We start from the raw sequence: 18,410 nt of genomic DNA, 5'->3' as shown, positions 1-18,410 counted from the left end.
CGGGCCCGGCCCCCCGGAGCAACGGGCGAGGGAGCGCGAGCCGCTCTGTCGCCGGAGCGACGCTCCGGAAGGTTTGAGACGATCCTGTCCGCATGCGGCGGGGTCGGGGCCTGCAGGCGGTTAAGCGAGCGAGGCGGCAATGGCAGCGGAAGCACAAACCCAAAAGCCCGGCGGGGCACCAGTCGAGACGCGCGAGATCGACGATTTCTCGTCGATCCTGAAGCAGAGTTTCAAGCCCAAGACGGAGCGCGCGGCGACCGAGGTCGAGAACGCCGTCGCGACCCTGGTCAACCAGGCGCTGGCGGACCAGACCCTGATCAAGGGCGACGTCATCGACACGATCGAGGAGATGATCGCCAGGCTCGACGCCAAGCTGACCGAGCAGATGAACGAGGTGCTGCACGCACCCGAATACCAGAAGATCGAAAGCGCCTGGCGCGGTCTCAACTATCTCGTCTTCAATTCGGAGACGGATGCGCAGTTGAAGATCAAGGTGATGAACGTCTCCAAGGGCGAGCTTTACCGCAATCTCAAGACCTATCCCGGCGCGCGCTGGGACCAGAGCCCGCTGTTCAAGCAGGTCTACGAGCAGGAATTCGGGCAGCTCGGCGGCCAGCCCTTCGGCTGCCTGGTCGGCGACTACCATTTCAGCCATGTCCCGACCGACGTGCAGCTCCTGCGCGACCTGTCGAAGGTGGCGGCGGCGGCGCATGCGCCCTTCTTCGCCGGGGCCGACCCGACGTTGATGGGCATGGATACCTGGACGGAGCTGTCGAACCCGCGCGATCTCGGCAAGGTCTTCGATACGCCGGATTATGCGGCCTGGAAGGGCCTGCGCGACGCGGCCGACTCCCGCTATGTCGGCCTGTGCCTGCCGCGCGTGCTCGCCCGGGTGCCCTATGGCGCCAAGTCCGAGCCGGTCGAGGAGTTCGCCTTCGAGGAGGATACCGACGGGCACAAGGGCGAGAAATACGCCTGGATGAATGCGGCCTACGCGATGGCGGTCAACATCAACCGCGCCTTCAAGGAATATGGCTGGTGCACGCGCATCCGCGGCGTCCAGTCCGGCGGCGAGGTGCTCAACCTGCCGACCCATACCTTCCCGACCGACGATGGCGGCATCGATCTGAAATGCCCGACCGAGATCGCGATCAGCGACCGGCGCGAGGCGGAGCTGGCGAAATCCGGCCTGATCCCGCTGATCCATCGCAAGAACACCGACAAGGCCGCCTTCATCGGCGCCCAGTCGCTCTACAAGCCCAAGGCCTTCTCGGGGCCGGACGGCGTGGCGGCCACCGCATCCGACAACCTGTCGTCGCGGCTGCCCTACATGTTCGCGGTTTCGCGCTTCGCGCATTACCTGAAGTGCATGGTCCGCGACAAGATCGGCTCCTACAAGGAAAAGGAGCCGCTGCGCCGCTGGTTGCAGGAGTGGATCACCGACTATGTCGACGGCGATCCGCTCAATTCCAGCGAAGAGACGAAGGCGCGGCGCCCGCTCTCCGATGCGCGCATCGACGTCTTCGAGGACGAGGAGAACCCTGGCTATTACTCGGCCAAGTTCTATCTGCGGCCGCACTTCCAGCTCGAAGGCATGGATATCGGCCTGAGCCTGGTCTCGCGACTGCCAGCTCCCAAGCAGTGACCGTCACCTGACCCGCAGGTGACGGCGACAACGAGGATCTTCGGCGCGCCGACCGTGTGAGGGTGGCGCGACAGGAGAAGTGCGTCCACAGCGGGCCCGCATCCGCGCGCCCATAGCAATCCCTACCCTGGAGGTAACAATGGCTAGCGACTTCCTGCTCGAGATCGACGGCATCAAGGGCGAAAGCAAGGACTCCAAGCATAAGGACACGATCGAGGTCGATTCCTTTTCCTGGGGCGTCAGCAATGCGGGCTCGCATGCGTCGAATGCCGGCGGCGGCGCCGGCAAGGCGAGCTTCCAGGACATCCACTTCACGTCCTCGGTCGGCAAAGCCTCGACCAACCTCGCGCTGTTCTGCGCCACCGGCAAGCACATCAAGAAGGCCGTGCTCTATGTCCGCAAGCAGGGCGACAAGCAGCAGGACTATTACACGCTGACGCTGGAGGACCTGCTGGTGTCGGGCTACCAGTCCGGCGACGCCGCCGGCGGGTCGAGCATCCCGACCGACCAGTTCTCGCTGAACTACGCCAAGATCAAATACGAGTACAAGCCGCAGAAGGCCGATGGCTCGCTCGATGCGGCGCTGACCATGTCGTATGACATCAAGACCAAGGAAGCCAAGTAAGACGAAGCGTATCGGCTCCGGCCCGGGGCCGGAGCCGATACCTTGCCGGCAGCGTGGCAGATCATGGTCGATTCCGTCTCGAAGAAGCGGCTCAGGCCGCCCTTGATGTTCGCATTCCGGGAGGCGCATCTGGAGAAGGATGCGAAGACCGCGCTCGACCTGAGGGACGAGGGCGGTGAACGCGTGATCGCGCCGCGTCGCGCCGCGCCCCGTGCAGCCATCACCGAGCAGAAGCTGCGCCGCGAGATCGCGCTCGACCTCGATGCGCTCGTCAACACCATCAATCTGGGCTCCTGCCTCGATCTTTCCGGGCTGGAGCATGTGCGCCGCTCGGTGCTCAACCACGGCTTTCCCGACATGACGCGGCTCTCGATCGACGAGCACCGCGTCGATGCCATCCGCGAGGACCTCGCCGACGTGCTGGTCGGTTACGAGCCGCGCCTGATCCGCAAGTCGGTCGCCGTCGAGCGCGACGAGAGCCTCGATCCGGCCGAGCTCAAGATCCGCTTCCTCGTTCGCGCCGATCTCAATTGCGAACCGCTCAATATTCCCGTCCAATTCGTCGCCGATCTCGAACTCGACACCGGCAAGATCGCGATCAAGGGGCGGTGAGGCGATGAACCAGGAGTTTCTCGACCTCTACAACCAGGAACTCCGGCTTTTCCTGGAGCACAGCAAGGAGTTCGCGGAGGAGTATCCGGGCATTGCCGAGCGGCTCGGCGGGCTTGCCGGCGAGCGCATGGACCCGATGGTCGGCGGCCTGCTGGAGGGAGCGGCCTTCCTCGCCGCGCGCGTCCAGCTCAAGCTCAAGCATGAGTTTCCCGAATTCACCAACAACCTGATCGAGCAGCTCCTGCCGAACTATCTGGCGCCGACGCCTTCGGCGCTTCTGGCCGGCGTGGTGCCGACCTATTCGGACCCGGCCCTGCGCGAGGGCATGCGGATTCCGCGCGGCTCCTATATCGACGCGACCTATCTGGAGCGCGAGCGCCGGGTCGCCTGCCGCTACCGGCTCGGCGGCGACGTCACGCTCTGGCCTTTCGAGATCACGGCCGCCGAATACATCCCGGCACCGGGCCCGCTGCAGGCGCTGGGCCTGCGCACCGGCCCGCGAGCGTTGTCGGGCCTGCGCCTCTCGCTGACCCATCGGATGATGGCCGACCGGGAGCAGGAGCCCTCCGCGGCGCAGGCGCTGAAGAATCCGGCGAGCTGGTTCGCCGGCTGCCGGACCCGCGAATTGCCGTTCCATCTGCTCGGCAGCGAGGGTGACGCGGTCGCGCTCTACGAACAGCTCTTCGCGAACTGCATCGGCATCCATTTCCGCCATCTCGACGCGTTTGGCGATCCCGTGGTGACGCCGGGCGATGGCTGCCGGGTCGAGCAGATCGGCTTCGACGAGGACGAGGCGCTGCTGCCGGCCGATACCCGTGTGTTCCGGGGTTTCGACCTGCTGCGCGAGCTGTTTTGGTTCCCGCGCAAGTTCCTCGGCTTCCGGCTGGAGGGGCTCGGCGGCATCATGCCGAAGCTCAAGGCCAAGGCGATCGACATCATCTTCGTCTTCGACGAGGTCAACACGCGTTTGCCCGGCGCGGTGCGCAAGGAGATGTTCGCGCTCTACGCTGCGCCGGCGATCAACCTGTTCGAGAAGACGACGGACCGCATTCCGGTCAAGACGAACCAGCACGAGTTCCATGTCGTGCCGGACCGAAGCCGTGCGCTCGACTACGAGCCGCACAGCATCCTCTCTGTCCACGCGCATTATGTCGGCGGACGGGAGAAGCAGCCGGTCCATCCGCTCTATTCCTCGCCGGAAGGGGCCTCGCCGACGCAGGGGCTGCATTATACGCAGCGCCGCCTGCCGCGGCGGCGCTCCTCCGTCGAGCGCCGGCAGGGCAAGGCCTCCGACTATACCGGCACCGAGATGTTCATCTCGCTGGTCGAGCCGGCCGGCATTTCCGATGCGGCCTCCGTGGCCGAACTCAGCGTGCGGGCGCTCTGCTCCAACCGGCACCTGACCGAGCATCTGCCGACGGGGCAGGGCGGCGCCGATTTCCGGCTGATCGACAATGTCTCGCTCGACATCGCCTGCCTCGCCGGGCCGACGCCGCCGCGCGAGCCGGTCGTCTCCCAGCTCAAGCTGCGTTCGGAGACCGCAAGCACCGGCGTCGTGACCTGGCGCCTGGTCAACCTGATCAGCCTCAACCATCTCGGCCTCGTCCAGCGCGGGGCCGGCGAGAACGGCGAGGCGCTGCGCGAACTGCTCTCGCTCTTCGCCGATCTCGCCGACAGCGCCACCGAGCGGCGCATCCGCGGCATCAAGAGCGTCGACAGCCGCGCCGTTGTTCGCCGCTTTCCGCAGCGCGCCGGGACCGGAGCGGCGCGCGGGCTCGAGATCACCGTGCTGCTCGACGAGAAGGCCTTCGAGGGCTCGGGCGTATTCCTGCTGGGCGCGGTGCTCGATCGCTTCTTCGCCGAATACGCGGCGATGAACCATTTCACCCAGACGGTGATCCGCACCGTCGAGCGCGGCGAGGTGATGCGCTTCCCGCCGCGCGCCGGCGCGAGGCGCATCCTGTGAGCGAGGACGCCGTCACCCCCCTGGAGAAGACGCCGAGCTATGAGGCGCAGCTCGAAGCCGAGCCCTGGCGCTTCGACTTCTACGCGGCGATGCGTCGGGTGGAGCGCAGCTTCCTGGACCGCGCTCGCGTCGGCGACGTCGCCTCCCGGCGCGACGAATATGTCGCGCTGGGCGAGCAGCCCTATCTCGATTTTCCGGCGTCGAGCATCGCGGCCGCCGATCGCGACGGGCAGGGGCGGATGCGGCTCTTCGTCAAGTTCCTCGGCCTGCTCGGGCCGCAGGGGCCGCTGCCGCTGGCGACGACCGAGGAAAGCTATCACTGGACGCTGGCGCGCGATGATGCCTTCCCGCGCTTCCTCGACATCTTCAACCACCGCTTCCTGCAATTGTTCTACCGGGCCTGGGCGGATTCACGGCCGATCGCGCAGCATGACCGGCCCGATCTCGACCGCTTCGCCGCCTATATCGGCAGCATGATCGGAGTGGGCTCGAAGCCCTATCTCAAGCTGGACACGGTGCCCGATGCCGAGAAGCTCGCTCATGCCGGCCTGATCGGGGCGCAGGCGAAATCGGCCTCGCGCCTGCGGCGCTTCCTCGCCGGGCTGTTCAAGGCCGATATCGAGATCGAGCAGTTCACCGGCATGTGGCTGGTCTTCGATCCGGGAGACCGCACGCTGCTTGGGCAGGCGCATTGCACGCTCGGCGGCGACGCGCTGCTGGGCGGCAGCGTCTACAGCGTCGAGGACAAGTTCCGCGTGAAGATCGTCGCGCGCGACCTCGAACAGTTCGAGCGCTTCCTGCCGGATGGCGACCGCTGCGAGCCGCTGGCGGATGCGGTGTTCTTCCATCTCGGCGAGCAGTTCGAATGGGATGTCGAGCTCGCCCTGCCGGTCGGCGAGGTCAAGCCGGTCCGGCTCGGCCAGTCCGGCCATCTCGGCTGGACGAGCTGGATGGCGCCGAACTGGGACGTCGAGGAGGGCGCGCTGCGCCGCGACGCCCGCTTCCACCCTGCCGAAAGCCTGCGCCTGAAACGAAGCCGCACTGCCGCCACCGGACACTGAAGGGGACGACCATGGCCGATATCAGCCTCGAAGCCGTCACAGGCAAGCTCAACCGGGTCGGCTACGACACCTTCCTGCAGGCGCTCCGGCAGGCGAAGGGGGCGGGGAACCGCAATGTCGAGCTGGCGCATTGGCTGCTGCAGATCCTCCAGGGGACGTCGAACGACCTCACCCTGACCGCAGACCATTACAAGCTCGACCGCGCCAAGATGCTGATGGAGCTCGGCGGCGTGGTCGAGGGCTTCCGCCGCAACGAGACGGAGATGCCGGGCATCGCCAACCACATCGTCGATATCCTCGACCGTGGCTGGCACTATGCGACGCTGTTCTTCGGGGAGACGCAGATCAGAACCGGCCACTTGCTGGTCGCCGCGCTGAAATCGACCGAACTGCGCCGCGTGCTGACGGGCCTTTCCAAGGAATTCTCCAAGATTCCGGTCGAGGAACTGGCCGCAGGCTACGGCAAGATCTGGGAAAGCTCGGAAGAGGAGAACCTGCGGCCGATGGATGGCTCGGGCCTGCGCGCGGCGGGAACGCCCGGCGCCGAGCAGGCCGAGGGGGCGAAGGGTACGACCGCGCTCGACCGGTTCTCGCAGGACCTCACGGTCAAGGCCCGCTCGGGCACGATGGACCCGATCCTCGGCCGCGACGACGAGATCCGGCAGGTCATCGACGTGCTGATGCGGCGGCGCCAGAACAATCCGATCCTCACCGGCGAGGCCGGCGTCGGCAAGACCGCGATCGCCGAGGGCTTCGCCCAGCGCGTCGCGTCCGGCGACGTGCCGCCGCCGCTCCGTGGCGTGCGCGTCTGCGCGCTCGATATCGGCCTGATGCAGGCCGGCGCCTCAATGAAGGGCGAGTTCGAGCAGCGCCTGCGCTCGGTGATCGACGAGGTGCAGTCCTCGCCGACCCCGGTGATCCTGTTCATCGACGAGGCGCATACGCTGATCGGTGCAGGCGGGCAGGCCGGCACGGGCGATGCCGCCAACCTGCTGAAGCCGGCGCTGGCACGCGGCACCCTGCGCACGATCGCCGCGACGACATGGTCGGAATACCGCCAGTATTTTGAGAAGGACCCCGCACTGACCCGGCGCTTCCAGCCGGTGCAGGTCGACGAGCCGGATGTGGCGCGCTGCTGCACCATGCTGCGTGGGCTGATCGGCCCAATGGAGAAGCACCACAAGGTTCGCATCTCGGATGCCGCCATCGTCGCGGCGGTCTCGCTATCGCATCGCTACATCCCGGCGCGGCAGCTCCCTGACAAGGCGGTGAGCCTGCTCGACACGGCCTGCGCCCGTGTCGCCATCAGCCAGAGCGCGACCCCGGCCGCGATCGAGGATGCGCGCGTCGCCATCGCCTCGCTGGAGCAGGAGAAGGCGGCGCTGACGGCGGATGCTGATCTCGGCACCGACGCCACCAAGCGGCTCGGCGAGATCGAGGCCGAGATCACCGAGCGGCAGGAGAAGCTCGCGGCGCTCGAAGGCGCCTGGGCGGGGGAACTCGCCATCGTCGAGGAGATCAAGACGCTGCGCGCGAAGCTCGGTGAAAAGGCGCCCGGCGGGGAGGCGAAGCAGGAAAACGGCAAGCGGGAGGCGAACGAGAACGTCGCGCCTGCGCCTGCCGAAGCGGAGGCCCCGGCCGCCGAACTCGCGGCCGATCCCGAGGACGCGCGTGCCGTGCTCAACGCCAAATTCGCGGCGCTGGGCGAGATCGATCCGGCCAACCGGATGATCTACGCCCATGTCGACGAGCAGTCGGTCGCCTCGGTCGTCTCGGACTGGACCGGCATCCCGGTCGGCCGGATGGTCAAGGACGAGATCGAGACCGTGCTCAATCTCGCGGAGACGCTGAACAAGCGCGTCGTCGGGCAGGGCCACGGCATCGGCATGATCGCCAAGCGCATCGAGACCAACCGCGCCCGGCTCGACAACCCCAACAAGCCGATCGGCGTGTTCATGCTCTGCGGCCCCTCCGGCGTCGGCAAGACCGAGACGGCGCTGGCGCTGGCGGAATCGCTCTATGGCGGCGAGCAGAACGTCATCACCATCAACATGAGCGAATTCCAGGAGGCGCATACCGTCTCGACGCTGAAGGGGGCGCCTCCCGGCTATGTCGGCTATGGCGAGGGCGGCCGGCTGACGGAAGCGGTGCGGCGCAAGCCCTATTCAGTGGTGCTGCTCGACGAGGTCGAGAAGGCGCATCCCGACGTGCACGAGCTGTTCTTCCAGGTCTTCGACAAGGGCCAGATGGAGGACGGCACCGGCCGCCGGATCGACTTCAAGAACACCCTGATCATCCTGACCTCGAATGTCGGCACCGACGAGATCATGAGCCTGTCCGCCAACGGCGCGGCCAAGCCCGATCCGGAGGTGATGGCGGTGAGCCTGAGGCCGGCGCTGCTCAAGGTCTTTCCGCCTGCGCTGATCGGGCGGCTCGTGACCATCCCCTATTACCCGCTGTCCTCGGATATGCTGGCCGGGATCGTCAGGCTCCAGCTCGGGCGCATCGGCAAGCGGCTTGCCGAGAACCACAAGGCGGCCTTCGTCTATGACGACGCGGTGGTCGAGCACATCGTCGGCCAGTGCAACGACCCGGATTCGGGCGGGCGCATGATCGACAACATCATCACCAACTCGATGCTGCCGGCGCTCTCGCGCGCGATCCTCAACCTGCAGCTGGAGAAGAAGCCGCTGACCGAGGCGAAGGTCTCGGTCGAAGAGGGGAACTTCGCCTATCAGGTGGCGTGAGCTGACGCTCAGGTCTGCTGCATGAAGTCGTCGAGCACCTCGCTCTCGGCTTTCGACAGCCGCAGACCCAGCTTGCCGCGGCGCCAGAGCACATCCTGCGCCCGGCGCGCCCATTCGGCCTTCATGAGGTAGCGCACCTCGCGCTCGTAGAGATCCGCGCCGAAATGCCGGCCAAGATCGGCGAGGCTCTTCGCGCCGTCGAGGATGTCGCGGGCGCGGGTGCCATAGGCGCGGACGAGCCGGATCGCGCTGCGGCGTTCGAGCCAGGGACAGGCGGCTGCGATCTCACCGACCAGCGTGTCGAAGCCTCCGACCGGGAAATCTCCGCCGGGCAGGGCGCCGGCAACCGTCCATTCGGCGCGGGCGGCCCAGGGCGCGAGCGGAGCAAGCTTGGCGATCGCCGCCTCGGCGAGGCGACGATAGGTCGTGATCTTGCCGCCGAAGACGGAAAGCAGTGGCGCTTCGCCTTCGGGCGCGTCGAGCGTCAGGACGTAATCGCGCGTCGCTTCCTGCGCCTTGGATGCGCCGTCGTCATAGAGCGGGCGCACGCCTGAATAGGTCCAGACCACCGATTCCGGCGTGACGGGCTGGCGGAAATATTCGCTCGCGGCGGCGCAGAGATAGGCGATCTCGTCCGGCGTCGCGACGACTTCGGCGGGGTCGCCGTGATAGTCGCGGTCGGTGGTGCCGATCAGCGTGAAATCCTGCTCGTAGGGGATGGCGAAGATGATGCGGCCGTCCGCGTTCTGGAAGATGTAGCAGCGGTCGTGCTCGTAGAGCCGGGGCACGACGATATGGCTGCCCTGGACCATGCGGACGCCGGCTTTGGCATTGGTGTGGATGACGCCGTTCAGGACCTCGCCGACCCAGGGGCCGGCGGCGTTGACGAGCGTGCGCGCCCAGATCGCCTGCCGGCCTTCCGGACCGTCGGTGTCGAGCTGCCAGAGCCCGTTCTCCCGCCGCGCCGCCGTGACGCAGGTGCGGGTATGGATCGCGGCGCCGCGCACGGCGGCGTCCATCGCGTTCAGCACGACGAGGCGGGCATCCTCGACCCAGCAATCGGAATATTCGAAGGCCTTGGCCTTGTCGTCCTTGAGCGGCCTGCCGGCGGCGTCATGGGCGAGGTCGAGCGTGCGCGTCGCCGGCAGCAATTTGCGGCCGCCGATATGGTCGTAGAGGAACAGGCCAAGCCGCAGCAGCCAGGCCGGGCGCAGGCCCTTGTGATGCGGCAGCACGAAGCGCAGCGGGCGGATGATATGCGGCGCGATGGCCCAGAGCCGCTCGCGCTCCATCAGCGCCTCGCGCACCAGCCTGAACTTGTAATGCTCGAGATAGCGCAGACCGCCATGGATCAGCTTGGTCGAGCGCGAGGAGGTGGCGCTGGCGAGATCGTCCTTCTCGAACAGCACGACCGAGGCGCCGCGCCCGGCCGCGTCGCGGGCGATGCCGCACCCATTGATGCCGCCGCCGATCACGGCGAGGTCGTAGGGATTGACGGAGTCGGTGCCGAAGCCGGCTAAGGGCGATGTCGTTTCGGAAGCCATGCGCGTCTTCTGGAAAGGCTGGAAAAGGCTTGAGCGATGGCGCCATCCAATCCCGGCCGAGACCGCGCCACAAGCCTGCTCCTGCGGCCAATTCGAGGATGATGTCAATTCCGGCGGCTTGACGGGGCGTGCCCGAGACCGGCAGACAACCGGACGGGGATGGCGGCGGATGAGCCAGTCGGACGATCGAGAGCGCGGGAGCCATTTCCCGGAGCGGGCGGAGGCTGCCCTTCGCACGGTGCTGGAATATTCCGGCGCTGCGATCCTCGCCGCGCTGTTCCTCGTGGTCATGGCGGCGGTTCTCCAGCGCTATCTGTTCGGCGGCGGCTTCGTCTGGTCCGACGAACTTGCGATCTGGCTGAATCTGGCGCTGATCGCGGTCGGCGCGCCGCTCGCCGTCACCGGGACGCTGGCGATGCGGCTGGATGTGCTGGTGCGCCTGTTGCCGGTGCTGCCGCGCCGGATCGCGGCCGTGTTCGCGGATGCGATCGCTTTCCAGGGGGCCATGGTGCTGGCGGCCGGCGGGGCAAGCGTCGCCGGGCATGTCGGTGGGCATTCCACCGTGCTCGGCCTGCCGGAAGCCTTGCGCTTCGCCGTCTTCGCCTGCGGCGGCGGGCTGACCATTCTGGCGCTGTTCCTGCGGGCCGGGCAGGAGCGGGGCTGGGCGGGCGCCGTCGCGGCACTCGTTCTCGGCGCATGCCTCTACGCGCTGGCGCAGCTCGCCTTCGATCTGTTTCCGACGCCGAGCCTGGTTGCCGCGCTCGTCGCGGGGGCGGGGCTGCTGCTCGGCGCGCCGTTGCCCTTCGCCCTCTTGGCCGGAGTTTCGCTGACGGGGCCGTTCGGCGGGCTGATGCCGGAGCCGGCGATTGTGCAGACCCTGGTCGGCGGGGTCGGGAAATTCCTGCTTCTCGCGATTCCCTTCTTCCTGCTCGCAGGCGAATTGTTGACAACGGGTGGGCTCGCCGAACGGCTGATCCGCTTCGCGGCGACGCTGGTCGGCCATTGGCGGGCGGGGCTGGCGCAGACGGCGCTGGTCGCGAGCGTGCTGTTCTCCGGCGCCTCCGGCTCGTCAGTAGCCAACGCCGCCTTCGGGGCCAAGGTGATGGCGCCGACTTTGGTGGCGCGCGGCTATCCGCCGGCTAACGCGGCGGCAATCGTCGCCGGGGTCTCGATGCTCGACAACATCATCCCGCCGTCGATCGCGTTCCTGATCCTGGCGAGTGCGACCAATCTTTCGGTCGGCTCTCTGCTGGTCGGCGGCTTCGTCGCAGGCGGCGTGCTGACGCTGGCCCTGGCCATCGGCATCCATCTCAGCGCGCGCGGCGTCGTCGATGCAGCACTGAAGGCGAGCATGGCCGAGCGGGGCAGGGCGCTCATCGGTGCCATCCCCGCGATCGGGCTCGGCATCGTCGTGGTCGTCGGCATCCGCTTTGGCATGGTGACGGTGACGGAAGCCTCTGCGCTCGCCGTCGCCTATGCCGTTATCGCCTGCCTTGCGCTGCGCAGCCTGAACGGGCGCGGCGTGCTTGCCGCCTTGCGCAAATCAGCGTCCGAGGCCGCGGCGATCGGCCTTCTGATCGGCGCCTCGGCGCCCTTCGCCTTCCTGCTCGCGGTCGACCGGGTCTCCGAGCAGATGGCCGGGCTCGTCACCGCGTTCGGCGCCGGACCCTATGCCGTGATGCTGCTCGCCAATCTCGTGCTGCTGGTCGCCGGGCTCTTCCTCGATATCGGCGCGGCGATCCTGCTGCTGGCGCCGCTGCTGCTGCCGGTCGCCGTGGCGGCGGGGCTCGATCCGATCCAGTTTGGCGTCGTGCTGGTGGTCAACCTGATGATCCATGGGCTGACGCCGCCGCTCGGCATCCTCGTCTATGTCGTCAGCGGCATCATGCGGGTGCCGGCGGGGGCAGTTTTCCGGGCCGTCCTGCCGCTGCTCGGCGTATTGCTGGTCGCCCTCATGGTGCTGTCGCTGGGCATGGCTGCGTGGCCCGCGCTTGCGCCGGGGCTCAAGGCGCTGTTCTGATGCGCCTTCCTTCGCCCGGCGCCCGCGCCGTTCCACCGCCTATGCCGTGAGCCGGCCCGGACTTCGATATGATCTTCACCGACATCGCGACGCGGACCTACAACCACGGCTGGCGGCTCGACCCGATCATCCGCAGCCTGCTCGACACCGATTTCTACAAGCTCCTGATGCTGCAGATGATCCGGGCCTTCCATCCGGACGTGCAGGTCACCTTCTCGCTGATCAACCGCTCGAAGCATATCCGGCTGGCGGACATCGTCGACGAGGGCGAGCTCCGGGCGCAGCTCGACCATGCCCGCTCGCTGCGCTTCACCAAGAACGAGCTGATCTGGCTCTCCGGCAACAGTTTCTACGGCAAGACCCAGATGTTCTCGCCGGACTTCATGGCCTGGCTCGCCGATTTCCAGTTGCCCGACTACGACCTGCGCAAGGTCGACGGCCAGTACGAGCTGCATTTCGAGGGACCCTGGACCCACAGCACGATGTGGGAGGTGCCGGCGCTGGCGATCGTCAACGAGCTGCGTGCAAGGCGCGTCATGCTCGGCCAGAAGCGCTTCTCGCTCGACGTGCTCTATGCCCGCGGCAAGGCCAAGATGTGGGACAAGGTCGAGCGGCTGCAGAAGCTGCCGAACCTCAAGCTCTCCGATTTCGGCACGCGCCGCCGCCATGGCCATCTCTGGCAACGCTGGTGCGTCGAGGCGCTGAAGGAGGGGCTGGGCTCGGCCTTCACCGGCACTTCCAACGTGCTGCTCGCGATGGATGCCGATCTCGAGGCGATCGGCACCAATGCGCATGAACTGCCGATGGTGCTGGCGGCGCTGGCCGATTCGGACGAGGAATTGCTGCGCGCGCCCTATCGGGTGCTCGACGAGTGGCGCCAGGTCTATGGCGGCAACCTGCTGATCGCGCTGCCCGATGCCTTCGGCTCGCAGAGCTTCCTGCGCCATGCGCCGGACTGGGTCGCCGACTGGACCGGCTTCCGCCCCGACAGCGCGCCGCCGATCCCGGCCGGCGAGACGATCATGGCCTGGTGGCGCGAGCACGGGCGCGATCCGCGCGACAAGATGCTCGTCTTCTCCGACGGGCTCGATGTCGATGCGATCGAGCGCGTCTACCACCATTTCGACGGCAAGGTCCGCATGGCCTTCGGCTGGGGCACGGACCTGACCAACGATCTCGTCGGCTGCTCGCCCGACGGCTCGCGCGCGCTCGACCCGATCTCGCTGGTCTGCAAGGTCACCAAGGCCAACGGCCGACCCGCCGTGAAGCTCTCCGACAATCCCGAGAAGGTCTCGGGCGATCCGGAGATGGTGAAGCGCTATCGGCGGGTGTTCGAGGCTCCCTGACCTAGCGTCAGAAAAATATGTTGCCATTATGTTCTCTGTGCGCGACCATGCTTGCGGGTTGGGGGACTCGACATGATGCGCTTGCTGCTTGCGGTATTTGCCATGCTTGTGGTGTGGCCGGCTCCATCGAGCGCTGAAAAGGCGGATTGCGCTGGATGTGGCGCACCTCACCGCGATGCCGCCGCGTTCAAGAATTCGCTGCTGCTCACCGTCAAGAACCGCAGCTTCGTCGCGGCCGTCGCGGAAAAGGCCCGTGCGCAACCGCAACCTGCACCAGGACTCGTCCATGCTGATCTAGGGGTCGATATCTCGGTCGTCGTCGTCGAAGATCGCAAGGACATGTCTCGCTATGTCACAAGCGGTGAAGGAAAGCGTTTCGGGCTCAGCGACCAGGATATGATGAATATTGGACGGGAAAACCTGAAGCGCAGGGTCGCGCGCTTGCAGGTCGAGGAACATGGTCCCGTCAGGACCCTGTCTTTCGAGGCAGACTACAATGCGGCGTTGTTGTTGCTTCCTGAAGTCTGGTCCGCGATCCCGAAATCTCCCTGACGGCCTGGTCGTCGCCGTGCCGGCACGCGATATCGTCGCCTTCGGTGATGGAGCCGATCCGGAGGCGCTAGCAGCTTTGCGTCGCATCGCTCGAATGCCGAGTGACGGCTATCCGGTGACGACGTTTCTTCTGCAACGGGTCCGGGGACGCTGGATGGCGAAGAATTAGCGAGGATCCGCCCCTCTGATGTCACGGCAGCTCGATAAATGCGTCGGCTTGCATCCCCGCGCAAAAACCCCTAATGCGACCGCGTTTCTGGGCCCGAAGGGCCGCCTTCGAGGACAAGGGTGTCATGGCCAAAGAGAAATTTGCGCGGACCAAGCCGCACTGCAACATTGGAACGATTGGTCACGTTGACCATGGCAAGACGTCGTTGACGGCTGCGATCACGAAGGTGCTGGCTGAGTCTGGCGGCGCGTCGTTCACGGCGTATGACCAGATCGACAAGGCTCCGGAAGAGAAGGCTCGTGGCATCACGATCTCGACCGCGCATGTCGAGTACGAGACCCCGGCTCGCCACTACGCCCATGTCGACTGCCCCGGCCACGCCGACTACGTGAAGAACATGATCACGGGTGCGGCGCAGATGGACGGCGCGATCCTGGTTGTGTCGGCGGCCGACGGCCCGATGCCGCAGACCCGCGAGCACATCCTGCTGGCGCGCCAGGTCGGCGTTCCCGCGCTGGTGGTGTTCATGAACAAGGTCGACCTGGTCGACGACGCCGAGCTGCTCGAGCTGGTCGAGATGGAGATCCGTGAGCTCCTGTCGAAGTACGACTTCCCGGGCGACGACATCCCGATCACGAAGGGCTCGGCCAAGGCCGCCCTCGACAACGTCACGCCGGAAATCGGCCATGACGCGGTGATCGCGCTGATGAAGACGGTCGACGACTACATCCCGCAGCCGGAGCGCCCGATCGACCAGCCGTTCCTGATGCCGGTCGAGGACGTGTTCTCGATCTCGGGCCGCGGCACGGTGGTGACCGGCCGCGTCGAGCGCGGCATCGTCAAGGTCGGCGAGGAAATCGAGATCGTCGGCCTGAAGGACACCGTGAAGACGACGGTGACCGGCGTCGAGATGTTCCGCAAGCTTCTGGACCAGGGCCAGGCGGGCGACAACATCGGCGCGCTGCTGCGCGGCACGAAGCGTGAGGACGTCGAGCGCGGGCAGATCCTGTGCAAGCCGGGTTCGGTGAAGCCGCACACGAAGTTCAAGGCCGAGGCCTATATCCTGACGAAGGAAGAGGGTGGCCGTCACACGCCGTTCTTCACCAACTACCGCCCGCAGTTCTACTTCCGCACGACGGACGTGACCGGCGTGGTGACCCTGCCGGAAGGCACGGAGATGGTGATGCCGGGCGACAACATCTCGATGGAGGTGACGCTGATCGCCCCGATCGCGATGGAAGAGAAGCTGCGCTTCGCCATCCGCGAAGGCGGCCGCACGGTTGGAGCAGGTGTTGTCGCTTCGATCATTGCTTGATCGAAGCGACAACGACGTCCGCGGAAACCGCAGACTTTGCGGCGCCGGGGTCGTCGCCTCGATCATCGCCTGATCGACTGCACGCAAAGTGATACGGGAAAGGGCGGTGGCGACACCGCCCTTTTTCTTTTGGCTGCTCCCCCGGCATGTGTATTTCAGTTGTCAATTCGCCGCGTTGTGTGTATCTTGGTGCACATGCTTGAAGTCCGACAGACTGCAGCCTTTCATGCGTGGCTGTCTGGATTGAAGGATCGCAAGGCGCAGGAAATCATCGCCAAGCGCCTGGTGCGGATCGGCGCAGGCCTGATGGGCGATGTGAAGTATTTCGACGGCATCGGAGAGCTGCGCTTCGATTATGGTCCCGGATACCGGATCTATTTCTCCAGGCGTGGCAATGTGGTCGTCATCCTCCTTTGTGGTGGCGACAAATCCTCGCAACCGCGAGATATCGAACGGGCCATCGCGATGGCCAAGGAGATCTGACATGCCCCTCGAAACCACCCCCTTCGATGCGGCTGAATACCTGACCAGCGATGAAGCCCAGATCGAACTCCTGAAGGATGCGATGGAGGCGGGCGATCCGACCTATATCGCCCATGCTCTGGGTGTCGTGGCCCGCGCTCGCGGTGTTTCCGAATTCGCCCGGGAGACCGGCTTGAGTCGGGAAGCGATCTACAAGGCGTTCAAGCCGGGGGGAAATCCGACGCTGGACACACTCACGAAGGCGACGAAGGCACTGGGCCTGAAGCTCACTCTGGTCGCCGCCTGACGAATGGGGCGGTGGCTCTGAAGCTTCTATCGAGCCCGCCGATTCCGTGCTCTCAATCGCTGCGAGAGAGCGGACCAGCCGCTCCCGCTGCGGAGGAGCCAGTCCATGCCGTTCAAGCCGCCGTTTCCGGGTATCCATTCCATCGTCTTCGCGCTGTTCGACGCACATGAGCGGCTCGACCGGGCGGCGATGCGCAAGCAGGTCCAGATCAGCCTCGATCTCGACGTGCAGGGCATGGCGGCGCTCGGGCTTGCCACCGAAGTCTCGAAGCTGAGCTTCACCGAACGCTGCAGCGTGATGGAGTGGATGGCGGAGGATGTGGCGGGCAGGAAGCCGCTCGCCTTCACGATCTTCGGCTCCTCGGTGGCGGAGCAGGCCGCGCTGGTGAAGGTCGCGGAGCAGAACGGCGCCGACTGGGTGATTCTCCAGCCTCCGATGGTCGGCAGCTTCGGTGCGGCCGAATACATCAATTTCTTCGGGCGCATCGCCGAGACGACCGCGCTGCCGGTCGCGATCCAGAACGCGCCGGCCTATATGGGCCGCGGCCTCTCGGCCGAGGATATCCGCGAGCTGACGCGGCGCTATCCGAATATCAGCCTGATCAAGGGCGAGGGCACGGTCGTCGAGATCGAGCGCCTGATCGCGGTGACGGAGGGCCATCTGCCGATTCTCAACGGGCGCGGCGGGCTCGAGCTCATCGACAATTTCCGCGCCGGCTGTGCCGGCATGATCCTGGCGCCCGATACGATCGACTACGCGCTGCGCGCCTATAACCGCTACAAGGCGGGCGATGAGGCGGGGGCGGATGCGGCCTATCGCGAGGTTCTGCCGGCGATCACCTTCATCATGCAGTCGATCGAGACGCTGCTCTGCTACGGCAAACGCATCTTCGGGGCGCGAGCCGGTATCCCGATCCATGATCGCGGCCCGGCGTTGAGGCCCACCGAATTCGGGCTGAAGCTGGTCGAGCGCTATGCGCGGGAGCTCGGCCCCTACAGCAAATGAGGATGATCAGCGATTTCGACTTGAAATGCTCCGCGCCTTGGGGCACATGACGCCCACCTGCAGGGGTATAGCTCAGTTGGTAGAGCGGCGGTCTCCAAAACCGCAGGTCGCGGGTTCGAGCCCTGCTGCCCCTGCCAGTCGTCCCACTGGCGACGTCAAGCCCGGATGCCCAAGCAGGTTGGCGAGGCATCCATGACCCAGAACATCTACGACGACGAGACCTTCTTCGCGGGCTACAGCCAGCTGCCGCGTTCCGTCCACGGCCTGGACGGTGCGCCGGAATGGCCTGTGCTGCGCGGGATGCTGCCGGAGCTCGCCGGCAAGCGCGTTCTCGATCTCGGCTGCGGCTTCGGCTGGTTCTGTCGTTTCGCGGCGGGCGAGGGGGCTGCGGGCGTGCTCGGCGTCGATGTCTCCGAAAAGATGCTGGAGCGGGCGCGGCGCGAGACGCCCGATTCCCGCGCCGCTTACGAGCGCGCCGATCTCGAAACCTATGCGCTGCCGGCCGGTGCCTTCGATCTCGCCTATAGCTCGCTCGCCTTCCACTATGTCGAGGACCTTGCCGGGCTGTTCGGGCGGGTTCATGCGGCGCTGAAGCCGGGCGGCGGCCTCGTCTGTTCGGTCGAGCATCCGATCATGACAGCGCCGGCGCGGCAGGAATGGCTCGTCGATGCCGATGGCCGCCCGACCTGGCCGGTCAACGGCTATCATGACGAGGGCAGGCGGGTCAGCAACTGGCTGGCGGAGGGCGTGGTCAAGCGCCACCGCACCATCGGCAGCTATCTCGACCTGCTGCTGGGCGCCGGCTTCCGGCTGGACAGGCTGGTCGAATGGGCGCCGAGCCCGGAGCAGGTCGCGAACGAGCCGGGATGGGCGAGGGAGCGCGAGCGGCCCTTCTTCCTGCTGATCGCCGCGAGCCGGGGCTGAGCCCGGGCCCGAAAGGGTCTTGGCTAAAGGCCGCAAGCGATGTAAGAGGCTTGCGATGACGGCGCGCAACCCTCCCCGGGTTCCGCGCCGCGAATGTTTCAGGACGGCCG

The 18,410-nt window shown here is 66.4% G+C and carries 15 protein-coding genes and 1 tRNA gene; 15 read left to right on the top strand and 1 reads right to left on the bottom strand.

The genetic code is table 11. From position 1 onward, the window contains the following. Positions 1–139 precede the first annotated feature (139 nt). The 6 genes from tssC to tssH all read left to right on the top strand — a co-directional run bounded on the left by tssC (position 140) and on the right by tssH (position 8,656). Positions 140–1,645 carry a type VI secretion system contractile sheath large subunit gene (gene tssC / locus ACFJGT_RS13225; RefSeq protein ID WP_377838376.1) on the top strand — a complete coding sequence of 502 codons (1,506 nt, stop codon included), beginning with the start codon at positions 140–142 and terminating at the stop codon, positions 1,643–1,645. 139 nt (positions 1,646–1,784) lie between these two features. Next, a complete protein-coding gene (locus tag ACFJGT_RS13220) occupies positions 1,785–2,270 on the top strand; it encodes an Hcp family type VI secretion system effector (protein WP_377838373.1) in 486 nt (161 codons plus the stop codon). A gap of 42 nt (positions 2,271–2,312) precedes the next feature. Further along, the gene (locus ACFJGT_RS13215) at positions 2,313–2,882 is read left to right on the top strand and encodes a type VI secretion system baseplate subunit TssE (protein WP_377838372.1); all 570 of its coding nucleotides are present in this window, start codon (positions 2,313–2,315) and stop codon (positions 2,880–2,882) included. A 4-nt stretch (positions 2,883–2,886) separates the two neighbouring features. Next, complete coding sequence (gene tssF / locus ACFJGT_RS13210) at positions 2,887–4,848, top strand: type VI secretion system baseplate subunit TssF (protein WP_377838369.1); 1,962 nt, start codon at positions 2,887–2,889, stop codon at positions 4,846–4,848. Further along, the gene (gene tssG, locus ACFJGT_RS13205) at positions 4,845–5,909 is read left to right on the top strand and encodes a type VI secretion system baseplate subunit TssG (protein WP_377838367.1); all 1,065 of its coding nucleotides are present in this window, start codon (positions 4,845–4,847) and stop codon (positions 5,907–5,909) included. Before tssF ends, tssG begins: the two co-directional genes overlap by 4 nt. A gap of 11 nt (positions 5,910–5,920) precedes the next feature. Continuing rightward, complete coding sequence (tssH, locus tag ACFJGT_RS13200; protein ID WP_377838365.1) at positions 5,921–8,656, top strand: type VI secretion system ATPase TssH; 2,736 nt, start codon at positions 5,921–5,923, stop codon at positions 8,654–8,656. Positions 8,657–8,664: 8 nt separating this feature from the next. Here the strand turns inward: tssH and glpD are convergent, their stop codons facing one another. Next, the gene (glpD, locus tag ACFJGT_RS13195; protein WP_377838363.1) at positions 8,665–10,200 is read right to left on the bottom strand and encodes a glycerol-3-phosphate dehydrogenase; all 1,536 of its coding nucleotides are present in this window, start codon (positions 10,198–10,200) and stop codon (positions 8,665–8,667) included. A gap of 169 nt (positions 10,201–10,369) precedes the next feature. On the opposite strand from glpD, the gene ACFJGT_RS13190 reads away from it, so the two are divergent. The 9 genes from ACFJGT_RS13190 (at position 10,370) to ACFJGT_RS13150 (ending at position 18,300) form a co-directional block, all read left to right on the top strand. After that, entirely contained in the window at positions 10,370–12,220 is a 1,851-nt protein-coding gene (locus ACFJGT_RS13190) for a TRAP transporter large permease subunit (RefSeq protein WP_377838361.1), read from the top strand. A 68-nt stretch (positions 12,221–12,288) separates the two neighbouring features. Continuing rightward, positions 12,289–13,566: a nicotinate phosphoribosyltransferase gene (gene pncB / locus ACFJGT_RS13185; protein ID WP_377838359.1), complete on the top strand. Its 1,278-nt coding sequence runs from the start codon at positions 12,289–12,291 to the stop codon at positions 13,564–13,566. Positions 13,567–13,638: 72 nt separating this feature from the next. After that, positions 13,639–14,118, top strand: a complete 480-nt coding sequence (locus ACFJGT_RS13180; RefSeq protein ID WP_377838357.1) for a hypothetical protein — start codon at positions 13,639–13,641, stop codon at positions 14,116–14,118. Positions 14,119–14,411: 293 nt separating this feature from the next. Beyond that, a complete protein-coding gene (gene tuf, locus ACFJGT_RS13175; protein WP_377838329.1) occupies positions 14,412–15,602 on the top strand; it encodes an elongation factor Tu in 1,191 nt (396 codons plus the stop codon). 36 nt (positions 15,603–15,638) lie between these two features. Then, a complete protein-coding gene (locus ACFJGT_RS13170) occupies positions 15,639–16,085 on the top strand; it encodes a type II toxin-antitoxin system RelE/ParE family toxin (protein WP_377838355.1) in 447 nt (148 codons plus the stop codon). Position 16,086: 1 nt separating this feature from the next. Further along, positions 16,087–16,371 carry an addiction module antidote protein gene (locus ACFJGT_RS13165; RefSeq protein ID WP_377838354.1) on the top strand — a complete coding sequence of 95 codons (285 nt, stop codon included), beginning with the start codon at positions 16,087–16,089 and terminating at the stop codon, positions 16,369–16,371. A gap of 105 nt (positions 16,372–16,476) precedes the next feature. After that, positions 16,477–17,376, top strand: coding sequence for a dihydrodipicolinate synthase family protein (locus ACFJGT_RS13160; RefSeq protein ID WP_377838352.1), 900 nt, complete (start codon positions 16,477–16,479; stop codon positions 17,374–17,376). A gap of 61 nt (positions 17,377–17,437) precedes the next feature. After that, positions 17,438–17,513, top strand: a tRNA-Trp gene (locus tag ACFJGT_RS13155). A gap of 55 nt (positions 17,514–17,568) precedes the next feature. Then, on the top strand, positions 17,569–18,300 hold the full coding sequence (locus ACFJGT_RS13150; protein ID WP_377838350.1) for a class I SAM-dependent methyltransferase: 732 nt from the start codon (positions 17,569–17,571) through the stop codon (positions 18,298–18,300). The last annotated feature ends 110 nt before the right edge of the window (positions 18,301–18,410 follow it).

Origin of the sequence: Allobosea sp. UC22_33 (assembly GCF_042700715.1) — a bacterium.
Classification (GTDB): domain Bacteria; phylum Pseudomonadota; class Alphaproteobacteria; order Rhizobiales; family Beijerinckiaceae; genus Allobosea.
Note: the sequence above shows the minus strand (reverse complement) of the source record. Positions and strands in the feature narration are given on the sequence as shown.